The following is an 18,715-nucleotide window of genomic DNA, read 5'->3' as shown; positions in this document are numbered from 1 at the left end:
TTGGACTGCTTTTTTTACTCATTTCCAATCAATTAATCTTCCATAGTAGAAAGATCGCCGGTTGGTAGGTCCAGCTCCCATGCCTTCAACACGCGGCGCATAATTTTACTGCTTCGTGTTTTCGGGAGCTTATCGCGAAATTCGATTTCGCGAGGCGCTGCATGTGCTGCAAGCCCTTTTTTTACAAATAGACGGATTTCCTCGATCAGTTCATCCGATTGCTCATAACCGTCACGCAATGCGATGAACGCCTTAATGATTTCTCCGCGCACTGGGTCAGGCTTGCCAATGACACCTGCTTCCGCCACAGCTGGATGTTCAACAAGCTTGCTTTCTACTTCAAATGGACCAACACGCTCACCGGATGTCATGATGACATCATCAATCCGTCCCTGGAACCAGAAATAACCATCTTCATCCATGTACGCTGAGTCACCGGAAACATACCAGTCACCCGGCATGAAATAAGATTCATACTTCTGCGGGTTGTTCCAGATTGTGTGCATCATCGATGGCCAGCCTTTTTTGATTGCGAGATTGCCCATTCTGTATGGAGGCAATTCCTTTCCCTGATCATCCACGATTGCCGCCTGCACACCCGGGATTGGTTTGCCCATTGACCCAGGCTTGATTTCCATGCTTGGGTAGTTACAGATCAGCTGTGCACCAGTTTCCGTCATCCACCAAGTATCATGGATGCGCAGATTGAACACCTTCATTCCCCATCTGACTACCTCAGGATTCAGCGGTTCGCCGACACTGAGGATATGGCGAAGACTGCTAAGATCGAATTTCTTCACTATCTCATCACCCGCACCCATCAGCATCCTGAACGCCGTCGGAGCACTATACCAGACAGACACCCCATACTCTTCAATCATCTTATACCACGTTTCCGGATTGAAACGTCCGCCAATGATCACATTAGAAGTTCCCATAAGCCATGGTCCGAAGATTCCATATGAAGTCCCTGTTACCCAGCCAGGATCCGCTGTACACCAGTAGACATCCTCTTCTTTTAGGTCTAGTACCCATTTCGCTGTCTGGTAATGCTGGATCATCGCATTATGGACGTGCAGGACACCCTTTGGCTTTCCGGTTGAGCCGGAAGTATAATGTAAAATCAGTCCATCCTTACGGTCCACCCATTCAATATCCAGTATTTTGCTCGCTTCCGAAAGTTTTTGTTTAAAATCAATATACCGATCATTCACTTCTACATTATCTCCAACAAGCAGGATATGCTTTAAATCTGGCAGATCTTCGACCGGTACGCGCTCCAGCAGCTCAGGTGTCGTCACCAAAACCTTTGCGCCACTGTCTTGAAGCCTGTCCCGGACAGCTCCTTCCATGAACGCTTCAAATAACGGGCCAACGATTGCCCCCAGTTTTATCGCCCCAAGAACTGCAAAATACAGTTCAGGAGAACGAGGCATGAAGATAAATACGCGGTCCCCTTTTTCCACATCCGCGTATGTTTTGAAGACATTACCCGCTTTATTAGAAAGCTCCTTCATTTCCTTGAAGGTATACTTTTCCTTGCGGACCCCATCCTGGTAATAAAGCGCAATTTTATTTTTTCTGAATCCTTCCGCATGACGATCAATTGCTTCATATGCAATATTAACTCTTCCTGTCTTAGACCAGGAAAACTCTTTTTCAGCTTCACTCCAATCAAATTGCCCCTGAAGCTCGTCATAATTTTTTAAGTTATGATTCCCTTGCACAACTGGTAGCGCTTCCACTTTCATGTATCCATCCCCTTTGGCTTTTGTATTTAAAAACCATTATAGTATAAAAAATTGATTTTCTCAATTTTTAAAATATTATTAGAAAAACTATAGCTAGATTTTTAAGCTGCGCTTGAATAAAAGTTCCCAGCAAATCCAGAAAATTTTGTGAAAGCGCTTTTAATTACTAAATTTTATGTATAATAGAATTATCGTTTTAATTGTTGACGGGTGGTGACTGAATGGAACATAAAAAGACTTATAATGCGAAAGAATTAAAGACTCCCCATGGCCGTTTAATCATTGAAGGCCCGATTTCTCCTGAAAAACTGGCAAGCTATGCATTCCATGAAGATTTGGTGGCTTTCCGTCCTCCAGCCCAGCAGCATAAGGCATTGGTTGAAATTGCCGGTTTGCCGGAAGGACGGATCATTGTGGCTCGCTCCGACCATATGATCGTCGGCTATGTTACGTATCTTTATCCAGACCCGCTTGAGAGGTGGTCTGAGGGGAAAATGGAAGATTTAATCGAACTTGGTGCAATCGAAGTCATCCCAGAATATCGCGGAAGTTCCGTTGGCAAGAATTTGCTGATTGTATCCATGATGGATGATGCGATGGATGATTATATCATTATCACGACTGAATATTATTGGCACTGGGACCTGAAAGGAACGGGACTCAACGTATGGGAATATCGAAAAGTCATGGAGAAAATGATGAGTGCCGGCGGGCTTGTCTGGTATGCGACAGATGATCCAGAAATCAGCTCCCACCCAGCTAACTGCCTGATGGCGCGAATTGGAAAAAGGATTCCGCCTGAATCTGTGCAGAAATTCGATCAGCTGCGCTTCATGAATCGTTTTATGTATTAATCATTCAGTTAGAAGAATACCTCATCGGTTAAGGAGGAGAAAGTATGATTGTCGAGGAAATTATGAAGCAGAACGTTACGACACTGTTTCCTGAAGATACGATCGCGGCCGCGATCAAACTGATGACGGAGAAGAAAATTCGGCATATCCCGATTGTGAATAACGACTACGGAGTGATCGGGCTTGTTTCTGACCGCGACATCAAGGATGCTGCCCCTTCGATTTTCCATTTGGATGACCATAAGGGGGAACTTGACAATCCCATAAAATCGATTATGACTACAAAGGTGATCACTGGACATCCTTTGGATTTTATCGAAGAAATTGCAGCCGTGTTTTATGAACATAATATCAGCTGTCTTCCGATCATCAAGGACCGAAAGCTGGTGGGAATCGTAACAGAGACAGATCTTTTGCACACGCTTGTGGAGCTGACCGGTGCCAACCAGCCCGGCTCTCAAATTGAAGTAAGGGTTCCAAACAAAGCAGGTATGCTTTGTGAAGTAGCATCTGTTATTAGCATCCGGAAGGCAAATATCCAAAGCGTCCTAGTATACTCAGACCCAAAAGATGAGCGGTACAAAATCCTCGTTGTCAGGATCCAGACGATGAATCCAATCGCAGTAATCGAGGATCTGAAAAAAGCGGGGCATCAAGTACTCTGGCCGAATCTCCCAGGTGTTTCATCATGAGCGATCGCTCTGTGTTTATCTTTTCCGATGAGCTGCTGAACTATCGATTCAGCAGCGACCATCCGTTTAATCAGATGCGGTTAAAATTAACGCTTGATTTATTGCGTAAATTTGGCGCTATGGTAGACAGTCAGATTGTTGCGCCGCGGATGGCCACGGATGAAGAGCTTCACCTTGTCCATGACCCGAATTTTGTAAACGCTGTTAAGCTAGCTGGCCAGGGAAAGCTTACAGAGGAAATCGCACAAGGATATGGGCTTGGAACGGAGGACACCCCAATTTTCGCCAATATGCATGAAGCAAGCGCTTTGCTTGTTGGTGGCACGTTGACCGCCGTTGATTATGTCATGAAGGGGAAAGCGGACCATGCATTACATTTAGGCGGAGGCTTGCATCATGGTTTTCGCGGCAAGGCTTCCGGCTTCTGTATTTACAATGACAGTTCTGTTGCAATCAAATATCTGCAGGAAAAATATCATGCACGCGTATTGTATGTTGATACCGACGCCCATCATGGCGATGGTGTACAATGGTCCTTCTATGATGACCCAAATGTTTGCACATTATCGATCCATGAAACCGGCAGGTATCTTTTCCCCGGCACAGGGAATGTAAATGAACGCGGACAAGGGAAAGGCTACGGGTATTCTTTCAATATTCCTGTCGATGCCTTCACAGAGGATGACTCATGGATCGATGCCTATCGAACATCACTGATTGAAGTAGTCGAATTCTTCAAGCCGGATGTTATTCTGACGCAAAATGGTGTGGATGCCCACTATCTTGACCCATTGACCCATCTGTCGGCAACAATGAAGACTTATCGTGAAATTCCCAAGCTCGCTCATGAAATTGCCCATAAATATTGCGACGGCAAATGGATAGCGGTTGGCGGCGGCGGCTATGACATCTGGCGCGTGGTCCCAAGAGCCTGGTCCCTGATTTGGCTTGAAATGATTGAAAACTCAAACTGTTATGGAAGTTTACCCCAGGAATGGATCGATAAGTGGAAAGATCAGGCACCTGTTGAATTGCCGATTGAGTGGGATGATCCAGAAGATTTATACCCACCAATTCCGCGAAAGCCAGAAATTACCGAAAAAAACGCCCAGACAGTTGAAAAGGCATTGTATCCAATCCGCTCGGATAAGAAACAGGAAACTATATAATAAACAAAACAGATATTGTTCTTCACGATAATAGATGCCAAAAGCACACCCTCTTAGTTTTAAGGGTGTGCTTTATCATGTCATCGCTCCTCCTACGGAACATACATAAGAAGAAAAATACAGGTAAACGATTTTTTATGGACCAATTCCCTGTACCTGGTAATTAATCTAGGACTTCACTTCGGTCTTGACTCGGATCTGCTGGTTGCTGTTTATTATCGGCTACAAAGTAAATACTATTAATATGCGGTTACTTACTATTGAAGCAGCCATGACGAAGAAAAAAGAACATATTTATCATGCAGCCATGCTTGATCCACATACATCTGCTGAATTATCCATTGATGATATTGTATCCTTATGTGATGACTTGATAGAAGCACATGGGGATTGATTGCCGAAGTATAAGTAAATCAAAAAAATCAAAACCACCAGTGTAAACTGGTGGTTTTCTCTGCGGATGAAAGCCTTCCTTACCGACCGCTCACTGTTAACCTAGATTCCCGGATTGTATAACGAGGACCTTCAAAACCCTTGAAAACAAAGGACATTGCCACGTTACAAAATCAGTTATATATAACGAGTTATTATTAAGAAAAAACGTTATAAACATTGTAAATAAAGGCTTTCACAACGAATTCTCGTTACAAATTTCGGGAATGCAGGTGTTAACTTTCCGGCCTACACTACATTCACTCTCTAACTCTAAAGAGGTCTCTATTTTTTGGCTCTTAGTTTTTTAAAATGTTGAAAAACAATTTAATAGGCCAGTAGTCGCCTCTTTTGAATATGGTGTGGGAAGGCAAATGTTCTTTAGATCTTTACCATTATTTCTTTTAAGTTTTTTACATTAATTCGTGAACTTTCGAGAGTGTCTCTATCAAAGTGCTCTTGCTCCACAGTAAACCATTCCACACCATAATCTTCACCAACTCTTAACAGTTCTGGGAAATCTAATTCCCCTTCCCCAATTTCAATTGTTCGTTTTTCACCGTTTACTCTTGCCATATCTTTAATATGCAAGGAAACAACACGATCCTTATTGTGCTTAATAATTTCAACTGGGTCAAATCCACCGTGTGTAGCCCAGTAACAGTCTAATTCCATTTTCATATGGTTTATGTCCGTGTTATCAAACAGAATATCAAAACCACGTTGGCCATCACCCAAATCATAGAATTCAAAATTGTGATTATGATAAGCAAATCGAAAACCTTGTTCAACACATTTACGACCAACTTCATTTAATGTATCTGCAGCTTTCTTATAAGAATCTACGCTTTCTCTCAATTCAGTTGGTAAGGCCGGGCAGATGATTAGATCATTTCCAATAACATGATTATATTCTAGCGTTTCTTTTAATTCTTCACCAAGTAATGTAATGTATTGCATATGGCTTCCTGCGTTCCGAACACCAGATTCATCCATTACTTTTTTTAACTTGTTTGCTGGCGTTCCAAAAAAGCCAGCAAACTGAACTCCCTCATAACCCATCTTTCCCAATTCACGAATCGTGTCAAGAAAATTATCTTTGGTTTTATCTCGTACAGAATACAATTGAATTCCTATTTTTCCCATGGTTACTCCTTTTCAAAGGTAGACTACTTTTCTGTGTCCACCTAGCTATTAAAATTGGACTGCTTTACCTGTTTCAGCTGATTTATAAAGAGCTTCTACTATTTTTTGAATGATTGTACCTTGTTGTGGAGTACTCAAAGGCTGAGCACCATTCAAACAGGAATCTACGAACATTTGAATTTCACGTTCATGTCCTCCAACTTCCGGTAGGAAAACTGGTGTAACATCTATTAACGTATCATGTTTTTCTTGATACATTTTCAATGGAAAAATATCTGCGCCTCCCTTATTTCCCATAAGAGAAACTTGCATTGTATCCCTATTCTCTACGTTTGCAGCGAATGCTGTTTCTAAAACTAAGGATGCACCATTTTTAAATATAATCATTCCAACAGTCATATCTTCTACCGTGTAATTTTCCCAATCCCATTCGCCTAGTAGTCCCACGCCTTGTCTATTTCCAATACGTTGGTGTGTCTTTCCTAATACAACTTCAGGCTCTGGATAGCCCATTAAGAATAATGCAGTATCTAGCATATGGATACCAATATCTATTAAAGGTCCTCCACCTTGTAATTCTTTATTAGTGAAAACACCCCATCCAGGAATCCCTCTTCGACGAATAGCTTGCACTCTTGCGGAATAAATATCTCCAAATTCGCCACCATCTATAAATCTTTTAGCAGCAGAAACATTCGGTTGATATCGATAATGAAATCCATAAGTTAAAAATTTCCCGGCTTTTTCAGCAGCATTCTGCATCTGTTCCGCTTCTTCTACTGTCATCGCTGGTGGCTTTTCGCACAATACATGGCATCCTGCTTCTAGTGCTGTTATTGCTGCTTCAGCGTGAAATTTATTTGGGACACAAATACTGACAGCATCTAATTCTACCTTATCTAACATTTCTTGATACGAACCGAAGAATTGAGGAATATCATGTTTTTCAGCAACCTCTTTCGCTCGCTCTAATGCAACATCTGCAATAGCTACTATTTCTGCTTTGTCACCCTGTTTCTTATAATTAGGAATATGTGCTCCAGTGGCAATACCACCTGCACCAATAATTCCAATTCTAAGCTTGCTCATGCCTATCATCCTCTCCTATTTACCTTCCTTTAAAATATATTAATAGTTTTTGATCAATATACAGTCTTTCGCATGGAAGTGGTAAATGCATTTGCTTTTCTAAGGACTTTGATTACTGCTACAGGACAAAAATCCAACTCAATAATGAAATCGATTTCAATTCGGGTTCATTATACAATATATGAATACGTTGTCAATACATTAGAAGAAGGTAAATAATAACGTTTAGAAAACCCCATTTCCTATTCCCGCATAGCTTAATCACTTCCAAACTCTATTGTTTACATATCCCAATACACCTAACAAAATGACAAAATAAAGATAACATTTTGTTATTCCTATTATCATATATTTAACGTACTATTAAGAAAACAATATTGAGGGGGATATCAATGGCTTCTTCGATTTTACCTATTTTTGTGGTTGATCACAGTTTAGCAATAAAACCCGTCAATCATAAATCTAATTATTTATAAAAGGGAGGTTTAGGAATGGCTCTAATCAAATGTGATTTTTATTCAGATGTACTAAAGTTAAGTACTTCAATGACTGTGATATTACCTCAACAAACTAATACGCAAATTGGGATGCAAAATACAATATCAGCTACCAATAAGCATCAAACACTATATCTTCTTCACGGCCTGAGCGATGATGATACCATTTGGACGAGAAGAACATCGATTGAAAGGTATGTTGCTCCTCTTGGATTGGCTGTCGTAATGCCACAAGTACATCGAAGTTTTTATACAGATATGCAATATGGAAATAAATATTGGACGTTCCTAACAGAAGAATTACCATTTGTAGCCAAGTCATTTTTCCCATTGTCCGATAAAAGAGACGATAACTTTGTTGCAGGATTGTCCATGGGTGGATATGGAGCTTTCAAATGGGCATTGAACCTTCCAAACCAGTTTAGAGCAGCAGCTAGTTTATCAGGGGTATTGGATATAGTACAACACATCAACAGACAAGAAAGAACAGATACCTTACGTTTAGTTTTTGGTAATCAGGATGTATCGAGAACAGAACATGATTTATTTTCACTTGTAGAAAAGTTACATCAAAGTGAACAAAAGCCAATGCTTTATCAGGCGTGTGGCACAGAGGATTTTTTATATGAAGATAATATTCGATTTAAAGAGTTCTGTGAGAAAACAAACTTTGATTTGACTACAAAGTTTAATACAGGTGAACACGAATGGGGATATTGGGATAAAATGATACAAGATGTTTTGTCATGGTTACCTTTAAAAAATTAATTTAGTTTTTTCTAATCATACTCCCCACATACCGCTTTCGTGTGTAAACATAGGGTTGAACACAGTGAAAAATGGTTGACCTGGCTCACGGTTACGTCAATGGGCCTCCCTACCATTTTCATCCCAAGCTGTAAACGGAGATTCAAATTGATATTCTAACTTAAAGTTATTCGAAACCATTTGTTGAATATATGTTTGTAGCGGATAGAATTCTTCTCTATACATAAAAATTAAACCATAGCCAGGGGTTCTAATCCATATAAAAAGCCCCCTTGCAATGCTGCAAGGGGGCTGATAAATCATTTTGTGGAATCTCTGTACTCGATCCGGTGTGGCAGGACGACAATATTCTCCTCCACTTTTTCTTTATTCATGTATTTCGTCAATAAACGCATGGCAACTGCTCCGATATCGTATAAAGGCTGGACAATTGTTGTAAGCTGCGGGCGTACCATTAGCGTCAATCTTGTGTTATCAGAAGCAATTACTTCGAAATCTTCTGGAACGCTATAGCCACGGTCAAAAGCACCATGGATCACTCCAAGTGCCATTTCATCTGATCCAACAACGATTGCTGTTGGCTTATTGTCGAGCTCGAGGATTCTTTCAATTGCTTCGAGACCTGAATCATACGTATAATCTCCTTCAACAACAAGCTCTTCGTTGTACGGAATTCCTGCATCTTCTAATGCGCGCTTATATCCTTTAAGCTTTTTTTCCTTGTTGATTGGCTCCAGCATTGGCCCAATAACAAATCCAATTGCTTTATGGCTTTTTTTTGCAAAAGTAGAAACTGCATCGTATATGGCCTGTTCATAATCGATATTAACAGATGGTATTTCTCCTGATTCCTCGATGGAGCCTGCAAGGACGATTGGGGCAGGGGACTTTTTGAATTCCGCTACATGTTCAGCTCTAATATTGCCGCCCATAAAAACAAGTCCGTCCACTTGCTTTCCAAGCATCGTGTTTAAAAGGTGTAATTCTTTTTCCATATTTTGATCAGAATTGCTCAAGATAATATTGTATTTATACATAGTAGCAATATCTTCAATCCCCCTGGCCAACTCCGCAAAAAACGGGTTTGCAATATCGGGAATGATGACGCCGACAGTAGTCGTCTTTTTGCTAGCCAGACCGCGGGCAACTGCATTCGGGCGATAACCGAGACGGTCAATAACCTCAACCACTTTCTTTCTTGTTGCTGGTTTTACATTCGGGTTTCCATTTACAACACGTGAAACCGTTGCCATTGACACGTTCGCTTCCCGGGCAACATCATATATTGTAATATTCATCTATTTCACTCCTTCAGCTAATAAACGGCACTTTTCACTTAGTTTGCAGCAAAAATTGAAACAATAATCATCTTTTAAGTTTGTGATTATTTGTACAAGTTTTATCATGTTATTAATGATACGCTATCAACAACAATCCCGCAATCTCAATATCTTATTTTTAACTATTTTTCTCACAAAAAAAACCTTCCTGAATAAAGGAAGGTTTTTAACTTTAGATTCTTACGAATGGAGTGGATTTTAATCCCTCTAAAAATTCATCAAACTGTTTAAGATCCATCTGTTGAGCATTGTCAGATAAAGCGACTGCTGGATCTGGATGCACCTCTGCCATGACGCCATCTGCTCCAATTGCTAGGGCAGCTCTTGCAGCAGGCAGCAATAAATCTCTTCTGCCTGTTGAGTGAGTAACATCGACCATAACCGGCAAATGTGTTTCCTTTTTCAGAATTGGCACCGCAGAAATATCAAGCGTATTCCGGGTAGCTTTTTCATATGTCCGGATTCCGCGCTCACACAGGATGATCTGGCCGTTCCCTTGTGCCATGATGTATTCCGCCGCATTGATAAATTCCTCAATCGTAGCCGAAAGCCCACGCTTTAACAAAATAGGCTTATTGACTGCCCCTGCTGCTTTGAGAAGTTCAAAGTTTTGCATATTGCGGGCTCCGATCTGAATGACATCCAGATAGTCTACGGCCATTTCGATATCAGCAGGAGATACGATTTCACTGATAACAGCAAGATCGTATTCATCTGCAACCCTTTTTAAAATCTTCAGCCCTTCGACACCTAATCCTTGGAAATCATAAGGAGATGTCCTTGGTTTAAAAGCGCCGCCGCGCAGCAATTTGAAGCCTTTCGCTTTTACCGCTTCCGCCACTATCGCTACTTGTTCGTAGGACTCAACTGAACATGGACCGAAAACAAAGTCCGGGATGCCATCGCCAATTTTCAAACCTTTCACATCAATGATTGTATCCTCAGGCTTTTTCTTCCTGGAAACAAGAAGAGCCTTGCGGTGATCATCAGCCTGAAGTTCTAGGCCCGCTTTGAAAATTTCTTTGAAAATGTGTTCGATCGTTGAATTTTCAAAAGGACCATTATTGCTTTCCTTCATCAAATCAAGCATTTCTCGTTCGCGAACAGGATCATAGCGGTAGACACCTTGGGTTTCTTTTGCACGGCCAATTTCTTGGACGAGCAGGGCTCTTTCATTAATTAATGAGAGAAGCTGTAAATTTAATTCATCTACTCGATTTCTAAGCTGGTCAAGATTTTTTGTCATTTTCTGTCCCGTCCTTTCGAAATTCATTTTAGCCCTTACGATAAGAATCATCAAGCAAAGAAAACCAGACTTCTACTACTCAACGCCCTAAAGCAAAGGCATCAAAAATCCGATAATAGTAAGAGGCATATACATTTAAGGCCTCGATTATCTGACGTTTAAGCTGTACAATTTAATAAAGGTAATTATATCCGAAAAAGAAATGGTTGTCACGTGTTTTTCTTTAATAATTAAACGCTTTTAAGTGATAAAGCATCATATGAAACTTTAAGGTAGAGGGTGCAAAAATTTGAGTGGTAAAAATAAGCTGTTTGCTTTAGATATTGGGACGCGTTCCGTTGTTGGAATTATCCTCGAAGAAACCGATGGACATTTTGAAGCAATCGAAATCATCATTCGTGAACATAAGGATCGTGCGATGCTGGATGGCCAGATCCACGACGTGCTCTCCGTATCAGAAATCATTTCTGAAATAAAAGAAGAATTGGAAGCTGTACATGGTCCGTTAACAAAGGTTTGTGTAGCTGCAGCTGGACGTGCCCTTAAAACAGAACGGTCCAAAGCAGCCGTAGATATTTCCGGCAATCCGATGTTATCCAGTCAAGATATCCTTCATCTTGAACTAAGTGCTGTCCAGCTTGCACAAGCTGTCGTTGCTGGGGAAAAAAGCAAGGCGATGAATCCTCATTATTATTGTGTCGGATATTCTGTACTTTATTACCAGCTTGATGGGGAAGTCATTGGTAGCCTAATTGATCAACGAGGCTCCGAGGCATCCGCTGAAATCATTGCAACCTTTCTTCCAAAAGTGGTCGTGGAATCACTGCTTGCCGCCTTGGACCGGGCTGGTCTGGAAATGGACGCTTTGACACTCGAACCGATTGCGGCAATCAATGTATTGATTCCAACTTCCATGAGAAGATTGAACGTTGCCCTTGTTGATATCGGTGCTGGAACATCCGATATCGCACTCACGGAATCAGGAACGGTGATTGCATATGGTATGGTGCCAGTTGCCGGCGACGAAATTACGGAAGCTGTCAGCGATGAATTCCTACTCGACTTCCCTCTTGCTGAAAAAGCAAAGCGGGAGCTGATTGAAAAAGAAACCATTGCGATTACCGACATACTAGGCTTTGAGACAGTTGTCAGCAAGGAGGAGGCAATCGCAAGGATCACCCCGGCGATAAACACCTTGGCAGACACGATCGGAGATGAAATATTACGTTTGAACAACGGGAAATCGCCAAAAGCAGTCATGCTTGTCGGTGGCGGCAGTCTTACGCCTGATTTAAATAGAAGGCTGGCCACCAAGCTGAATCTGCCAGATAACCGAGTTGCGATCCGCGGCCTTGATGCAATCACATCGGTTTCCTTTGCGAGCCATATAACGAAGGGACCGGAACTTGTTACGCCAATTGGAATTGCAATTGCCGCAAAACAATCCCCAGTTCAGTATCATACCGTATACGTAAATGAACAACCTGTAAGGCTTTTTGAGGTGAATAAATTGACGGTTGGCGACTGCCTGCTGGCCGCTGGGATTAAAATGAATAAACTCTACGGCAAACCTGGGCTGGCGATGATTGTCAGCCTGAATGGCAAGAATGTCACAATACCAGGAAAGCATGGACAGCCCCCTGTACTGCTAAAAAATGGTGCACCTTGTGGCTTCGATGATCGAGTGAACGGAGGCGATCAGCTGACGGTCGTTAAGGGTGCGGACGGAGTCAGAACAGAATGGACACTCGAGGATTTGATTGGAGAGCCTCCTGCCAAAACCATTATCATCGATGAACAGAAGTATGAAATTCGTTCGAAATGGACCTGCAATGGCCTTCGTGTCCCAATTACACAACAAGTAGCAGATAGAGACGATATCAAATTTGAAATAGCTACTACGCTGGAGGAAGTACTGAAGGAGCTCAATCAAGCAGAAATTCTTATGAATATAAGACCGTTTTCTATTAAAATGGATGGGAAGGAACAACAGGTAACAGAGTTTTCAGGGAAAATATACGTAAATAATATGCCAGCCAGCCTCGATTACCAATTTAACCATCTTGATATGATTCGTTTTGAACAGGGAGCAGAACCTACACTCAAAAGGCTTGTGGAACTACTTGGTATCCAGGCGACAGAAACGATGCCGATATTCTTCAACGGAAAGCAAATCCGGCTTGAGCACGAAGTAATCGACTTTTTCAGGGAGAGTATCAAGATCAAAATGGACGAACAAATCTATCATGAAGACAAGATTACATCAAAACCAAAAGAAATGCAGTCATTCCTATTCCAGGATGTTTTTAATTATGCCAAGATTGACATTCCGAAAGATACCCGCAGATTCACCTTGTTGAAAAACGGCGAAAAATCAGCATTTGACGATCTCCTTGCACCTGGTGACAAGCTAACCATTGTTTTTGAAAATCCGGTTTTTTAATCAGGAAAAAAAACATCCGTAGCGGATGTTTTTTTATTTTACATTCTCGTTTTTTGCCTCAGAAAGTGCTTTTGCCGTTATTTTATAGTGAGAAGCGTGCCAAGCGACATTTGAATTTTTGAATAAAATGGCCTGAGGAGATTCATGCTTAACATGGAATTTCTCGGCAATATGTTTTGATAGCTCGCGGGAATCCTGAACAATTAAATAATATAATGAATCATTGCTGTTTTGCTCGTACTTAGCAAACTCCTCGTAGCCCGCTGCGCTGATGGGACAAGTATTGCTGTGCTTCAGCAAGAAAAATGCTTCATCGGAATCGATAAGTTTTTCGAATTCTTCAATGGAACTGATTTTTTGCATCCTACTCTCTCCTTTTTCTTAACTCTGATCGCATTTTGATATCCTAAATAAAAATAAACGGTGAAGTAATCTTACCACTTCACCGTTTACAAAACAAACTTACTGATTCAATTTGCTTTCCGTTTCATCAAAAGCCTTTTGGGTTTCTTCCAGTTTCTTCTGTAGTTCCTCACCGGTGGCAGTATGCGTCATTTCCATCGAACTTGACTCTGCCATCGAGGTTGGCACATCCTCCAGCTGTTCCTCGTTGGAATCGGGTGAAGCCTGACCGCTCTGGTCTTTCCTATCCTTTATTTTGTTTATCAAACTAGATGATTGCTGTGTCACAGTCTCTTTCAGATCGCTTGCCTTTTCCTTTGCGACAGAAGCAATGTCAATACTCTTGGTTTTAAGTGTAGACGATTGCTCATTAAGTGCTCCTCTTAACTCTTGTCCCGACTTCGGAGCGAGCAATAATGCAGTAAGTGCCCCGGCAAGGCCGCCTACAATTGCACCGGTGATAAAATCTCTGGAGCTGCTGTTATTGCTGTTATTCTCCCTCATCGAATCATTTCCATCATATTGACTTTGTTCCCTATTCATGCTATCTCCACCTTTCCTTCATACCCGTACTCGTTCTCTTTTCCTTGCAATGATCTCTTCGCCTTCTAGTTGATGTTCAAGTTTTGAGTTTTTTTTGGACTGCCACTTCTCCTTCAATTCAAGGAATACGTTGCTCCACTGCACAATTTGTGAAATCTTATCCTTATTCTTGTCAATTTGAACGTCAACCATTGTTTGAACATTATGGATCGATTGGTTAAATCGCTGAACTGAATTTCCTACATCCCTCACCGCATCAATAACGCCGTTTAAGCTCTCCGATTTTCTGGAAAGATCATCGGCCAAATTGTTTGTTTTGTGCAAAAGCTCAGCTGTTTCACGAGTCACACCATCCAACTGCTTCTCCAGGCCTTCAAGCGTTCCTGACACACTGTCTAAAGTTGTTTGCAAGGATTTTAGAGTTTTTGATAAGGAAACTACCAAAACTAAGAAAGCAATTGCAATTACAGCAACGCTTAAATACAAAATAATTACCACTGTTGAACACCTCCGTTAGCATATTTACATTTTACCCAGCAAATGTAGGCATAAACCACTTAGTCCATTAACATTTCCATAGTGACAGCCCCTTTTCCTTCCTCCTAAGCATATCTTTCTGCACGATAAAATTCCAGTGGGGTGATTTACTTTTAAGAACAGGAAGTTGCCCTTCATAGTTGGACAGAGAAGATCATCACCTATACAAGAGGAAAACTCGTGAATCCCCTACCCTCTATCCGATCATTTAAAAAGGATGCGGACCAAATTGGCCGCATCCTTTTTAGTAGAATAAGTATCTCGTTATGCTTGCAATTGTTTTTCATAGGCTTCCTGAAATTTTTGAATATCGCCTGCACCCATGAACAGGAGGACTGAGCTGGCATGTTGTTTCAGCAAGGTTGTATCATCTTCTGTAATGATTTCAGCGCCGCCGATTTTTTGTTTCAGATCTGTAATGGACAGTTTCCCATGAATCTCACGAGCTGAGCCAAAAATTTCGCAAAGATACACTTTATCTGCCTGGTTCAGGCTTTCGGCAAACTCATTCAGGAATGCCTGTGTCCTTGTAAACGTATGTGGCTGAAAAACAGCAACAATTTCCCGATCCGGATACTTCTGTTTTGCAGCATCGATTGTCGCTGTGATTTCGGTTGGGTGATGAGCATAATCATCAATGATGATTTGGTCGTCTACTTTCTTTTCAGAGAATCTCCTTTTTACTCCTTCAAATGTTTCGAGCTGCTCCTGAATCACCTTTGAATCAATATTTTCATAATGACACAAGGAAATTACTCCAAGTGAGTTTAGCACATTATGGTCTCCAAACGTCGGAATCGAAAATGTATCATAGAATGTATTCCGCACAAAAACATCAAAGGTAGTCCCACTTGTCGATTTTATGATATTCCGGGCCTGGAAATCATTTTCGTCTCCAAAACCATAAAATACAACCGGTACCTTCGCCTGGATTTTTTGCAGCTGTTCATCATCGCCACATGCAAAAATACCCTTTTTAACTTGCCATGCCATCTCCTGGAAAGCCAAGAAAACATCCTCGATATTGGCGAAGTAATCCGGATGGTCAAAATCAATATTCGTCATGATCGCGTAATCTGGAAAATAAGAAAGAAAATGGCGGCGATACTCGCATGCTTCGAAAACGAAGTATTGAGCATCTTTGTCACCTTTTCCGGTTCCATCACCAATCAGGAAGGACGTTGGTTTCGCACCCTTCATCACGTGCGCAAGCAAGCCGGTAGTGGATGTTTTGCCATGAGCCCCTGTAACTGCCACGCTCGTAAAATTTTGCAAGAAATCACCAAGAAACCGGTGGTATCGGATGATTGGAAGTCCCAGTTTCATTGCCTCCTGGATTTCTTCGTGAGTATCTGGAAAAGCATTGCCAGCAATAATGGTCATCCCAGGCTTTATATTTTCCTTATGAAACGGAAGGATCTTTATTCCGGATTTTTCTAGGGCTACCTGGGTAAAAAAGTGCTTGTCATAATCGGAGCCCTGCACCTGATAATCCATATCATGGAGAACTTGAGCTAACGCACTCATTCCAGACCCCTTTATACCTACAAAATGGTAAATAGTCATATAAAGAACCTCCAACAACGTCTGTATGTAACATAGTATATGATAGATATCCTGTTTTGCTCATTTGGCCTGTTTCTTAAGAATTGCCACGTGAGCTTACGGAAGCAAATCTACCCGATCTCATGTATTGCATCATTATACCATCATTCTTTAGCTGAACACAGTTCCAATTTTAATGAAAAAATGATGATTTATCATCGGTAAATGTACTTTTTCCCTTTGTGAGTGTGTATGAAACTTCGGGATAGTTATTTTCTTATTATGAAGAACATGCTATGAAAGCATACCATTTATTATTTCGATGTACTAGATTCCTGACGGGAATCAAGGTCTGTTGCCGTAATCAGGACATCCCTTGGCTTGCTTCCCTTGCCTTCAGAAATGAACCCTTGCTGCTCCATCATCTCGATCAATCTCGCTGCGCGATTATAACCGATTTTGAAACGGCGCTGGACACTTGAAGTAGAAGCTCCTCCTTGATCGATCACAAATTCACAGGCCTCATAAAAAAGTTCATCTTCATCTTCCGTCACTTGAGCCTTAATTAGCAGTTCATCCTGTTCAAACAAGTAATCCGGATCCCTTTGCTCCCTGACAAAGGCAATGATATCATCAATTTCCTGATCCGTTACATATGTGCCCTGCAAACGGAATGGTTTGGATGATCCGTTTTCCAGAAACAGCATATCTCCTCGGCCTAGAAGCTTTTCGGCTCCGCTAATATCAATGATCGTTCTGGAGTCCACTTGTGAAGAGACAGAAAACGCGATTCTTGTAGGAACATTCGCTTTAATTAAGCCTGTAATGACATCAACGGATGGGCGCTGTGTCGCAATGATTAAGTGAATCCCGCAAGCGCGAGCTTTTTGGGCAATCCGGCAAATCGCCTCTTCGACATCCCCTGGTGCCATCATCATCAAATCGGCCAGCTCATCGATGACAATGACGATATACGGAAGCTTATCAGCAAACTTGCGATGCTTCTCAGCAAGTTCATTGAATCTGCTAATATCACGGACACCTGTATGTGCAAACAACTCATAACGGCGTTCCATCTCCTCCACTGCCCACTTGAGCGCGGCTGTCGCTGCTTTTACATCAGTGATGACTGGGCTGACCAGGTGGGGAATCCGGTTATATGGTGCCAATTCCACCATTTTTGGATCTATCAGCAGCAGCTTCACTTCCTCAGGATGCGCTTTATAAAGCAAGCTTACCAGCATGGTATTGATGCAGACACTCTTACCTGAACCGGTTGCACCGGCAATCAACCCGTGCGGCATTTTTTTCAGGTCCGTGACAATAGGATTTCCTGCGATATCAAGACCTAAAGCCACCGATAGCGGAGATTCGAGATCCATAAACGCTGAGGATTGTAAAATTTCGCTTACCAATACCGGCCGGCTCGAATGGTTCGGTACTTCAATCCCGATTGTGTGCTTACCAGGAATCGGCGCTTCTATCCGGATATCCTTAGCTGCAAGACTAAGTTTGATATCATCAGACAGATTGGTAATTTTATTGACTTTCACCCCAGGTTCCGGCTGTACCTCAAATCGAGTAACAGCTGGTCCTTGCGTCACGTTGACCACTTTTGCGCCGACATTGAAATTCTTTAAAGTCTCATTTAGCAAATTTTCCTGTTCTGCGATCCATTCCGGGTCAGGAGCCTTGAAAACAGGCGGATTCAACAGATTTAGCGGCGGGAAATCATAAACCACTCCGAGTTCGGCTTCAGAACCATCATCCGCGATTCGTTCTGCTTTTTCATGGACTTCCTTTCTTTCCTCAGTCGCCTGCTGTTGTACATCAGCTTTTCTGTCATCCGTCATGAACGAAGGATAGTTTGACGCTTTGCGCTCTTCCCATTTCCTTTTATCCTGCTTAAGCATGAGAACATTGAAAGGAAGCTGCCTTTTCGGTTCTTCCGCTTTCTGTTGGAGAGGCGGCGCTGTATTTTGTGCAAGCTCCTCCTCTATGTATTGGTTTGTTGACTCATCATAGAGATTTTCCTGTTTTTCCACCTGATTTGGCTTCTCGTGCGGAGTTTCTTCCTGCATTTCCGCTTGATTTGGTTTCTCGAGTGGAAGTTCTGTTTGCATTTCTGCTTGAATCGGCTTCTCGAACAGAGCTTCTTCCAGTATTTCCGCTTGATTTGGCTTCTCGAGCAGAGGTTCTTCCAGTATTTCCGCTTGATTTGACTTCTCTTGTGGAGTTTCTTCATGTATTTCCGCCTGATT

Annotated in this window: 15 protein-coding genes and 1 pseudogene; 6 read left to right on the top strand and 10 right to left on the bottom strand. The window is 41.8% G+C overall.

The window, feature by feature from the left end; translation table 11 throughout:
• Nucleotides 1-32 precede the first annotated feature (32 nt).
• Entirely contained in the window at nt 33-1,751 is a 1,719-nt protein-coding gene (acsA, locus tag UB32_RS01815) for an acetate--CoA ligase (RefSeq protein ID WP_044390725.1), read from the bottom strand.
• 221 nt (nt 1,752-1,972) lie between these two features.
• Here acsA and UB32_RS01810 point away from each other — a divergent pair, with 221 nt between their 5' ends.
• From UB32_RS01810 to UB32_RS01795, 4 genes and pseudogenes are all read left to right on the top strand, one after another.
• Nucleotides 1,973-2,605, top strand: a complete 633-nt coding sequence (locus UB32_RS01810) for a GNAT family N-acetyltransferase (RefSeq protein ID WP_044390723.1) — start codon at nt 1,973-1,975, stop codon at nt 2,603-2,605.
• A gap of 44 nt (nt 2,606-2,649) precedes the next feature.
• Nucleotides 2,650-3,297 carry an acetoin utilization AcuB family protein gene (locus tag UB32_RS01805; RefSeq protein ID WP_044390722.1) on the top strand — a complete coding sequence of 216 codons (648 nt, stop codon included), beginning with the start codon at nt 2,650-2,652 and terminating at the stop codon, nt 3,295-3,297.
• Nucleotides 3,294-4,466, top strand: a complete 1,173-nt coding sequence (locus UB32_RS01800) for an acetoin utilization protein AcuC (RefSeq protein ID WP_044390720.1) — start codon at nt 3,294-3,296, stop codon at nt 4,464-4,466. The genes UB32_RS01805 and UB32_RS01800 overlap by 4 nt, the downstream gene beginning before the upstream one ends.
• 238 nt (nt 4,467-4,704) lie before the next feature.
• Nucleotides 4,705-4,860: pseudogene (locus tag UB32_RS01795) on the top strand (alpha-glucosidase/alpha-galactosidase); the annotation flags it as partial.
• 419 nt (nt 4,861-5,279) lie between these two features.
• Here UB32_RS01795 and UB32_RS01790 read toward each other — a convergent pair.
• Together UB32_RS01790 and UB32_RS01785 are read right to left on the bottom strand one after the other, a co-directional pair.
• Complete coding sequence (locus UB32_RS01790; RefSeq protein ID WP_044390718.1) at nt 5,280-6,044, bottom strand: sugar phosphate isomerase/epimerase family protein; 765 nt, start codon at nt 6,042-6,044, stop codon at nt 5,280-5,282.
• A gap of 48 nt (nt 6,045-6,092) precedes the next feature.
• Complete coding sequence (locus UB32_RS01785) at nt 6,093-7,133, bottom strand: Gfo/Idh/MocA family protein (protein WP_044390717.1); 1,041 nt, start codon at nt 7,131-7,133, stop codon at nt 6,093-6,095.
• 491 nt (nt 7,134-7,624) lie between these two features.
• Here UB32_RS01785 and UB32_RS01780 point away from each other — a divergent pair, with 491 nt between their 5' ends.
• Nucleotides 7,625-8,398 carry an alpha/beta hydrolase gene (locus tag UB32_RS01780; protein WP_044390716.1) on the top strand — a complete coding sequence of 258 codons (774 nt, stop codon included), beginning with the start codon at nt 7,625-7,627 and terminating at the stop codon, nt 8,396-8,398.
• 299 nt (nt 8,399-8,697) lie between these two features.
• Here UB32_RS01780 and ccpA read toward each other — a convergent pair whose 3' ends face one another.
• Both ccpA and UB32_RS01765 read right to left on the bottom strand, forming a co-directional pair.
• Nucleotides 8,698-9,696: a catabolite control protein A gene (gene ccpA / locus UB32_RS01770; protein WP_044390714.1), complete on the bottom strand. Its 999-nt coding sequence runs from the start codon at nt 9,694-9,696 to the stop codon at nt 8,698-8,700.
• Between the two features lie 214 nt (nt 9,697-9,910).
• Nucleotides 9,911-10,984: a bifunctional 3-deoxy-7-phosphoheptulonate synthase/chorismate mutase gene (locus tag UB32_RS01765; protein ID WP_241768404.1), complete on the bottom strand. Its 1,074-nt coding sequence runs from the start codon at nt 10,982-10,984 to the stop codon at nt 9,911-9,913.
• A 289-nt stretch (nt 10,985-11,273) separates the two neighbouring features.
• On the opposite strand from UB32_RS01765, the gene UB32_RS01760 reads away from it, so the two are divergent.
• Nucleotides 11,274-13,427, top strand: a complete 2,154-nt coding sequence (locus UB32_RS01760) for a cell division protein FtsA (protein ID WP_044390713.1) — start codon at nt 11,274-11,276, stop codon at nt 13,425-13,427.
• A 33-nt stretch (nt 13,428-13,460) separates the two neighbouring features.
• On the opposite strand, the gene ytxJ is transcribed toward UB32_RS01760, so the two are convergent.
• The 5 genes from ytxJ to UB32_RS01735 all read right to left on the bottom strand — a co-directional run bounded on the left by ytxJ (nt 13,461) and on the right by UB32_RS01735 (nt 18,367).
• Complete coding sequence (gene ytxJ / locus UB32_RS01755; RefSeq protein WP_044390712.1) at nt 13,461-13,790, bottom strand: bacillithiol system redox-active protein YtxJ; 330 nt, start codon at nt 13,788-13,790, stop codon at nt 13,461-13,463.
• Between the two features lie 99 nt (nt 13,791-13,889).
• Nucleotides 13,890-14,372, bottom strand: a complete 483-nt coding sequence (locus UB32_RS01750) for a YtxH domain-containing protein (protein WP_044390711.1) — start codon at nt 14,370-14,372, stop codon at nt 13,890-13,892.
• Nucleotides 14,373-14,390: 18 nt separating this feature from the next.
• A complete protein-coding gene (locus UB32_RS01745) occupies nt 14,391-14,870 on the bottom strand; it encodes a DUF948 domain-containing protein (protein WP_044390710.1) in 480 nt (159 codons plus the stop codon).
• A 303-nt stretch (nt 14,871-15,173) separates the two neighbouring features.
• On the bottom strand, nt 15,174-16,475 hold the full coding sequence (murC, locus tag UB32_RS01740; protein ID WP_044390709.1) for a UDP-N-acetylmuramate--L-alanine ligase: 1,302 nt from the start codon (nt 16,473-16,475) through the stop codon (nt 15,174-15,176).
• Nucleotides 16,476-16,768: 293 nt separating this feature from the next.
• Nucleotides 16,769-18,367 carry a DNA translocase FtsK gene (locus tag UB32_RS01735; RefSeq protein ID WP_084221684.1) on the bottom strand — a complete coding sequence of 533 codons (1,599 nt, stop codon included), beginning with the start codon at nt 18,365-18,367 and terminating at the stop codon, nt 16,769-16,771.
• Nucleotides 18,368-18,715 lie beyond the last annotated feature (348 nt).

The organism is Mesobacillus subterraneus (genome assembly GCF_000934845.1).
In the GTDB taxonomy this organism is placed as follows: domain Bacteria; phylum Bacillota; class Bacilli; order Bacillales; family Cytobacillaceae; genus Mesobacillus; species Mesobacillus stamsii.
The sequence above is the reverse complement of the archived record's forward strand: the minus strand, read 5'-3'. Positions and strand labels throughout refer to the sequence as shown.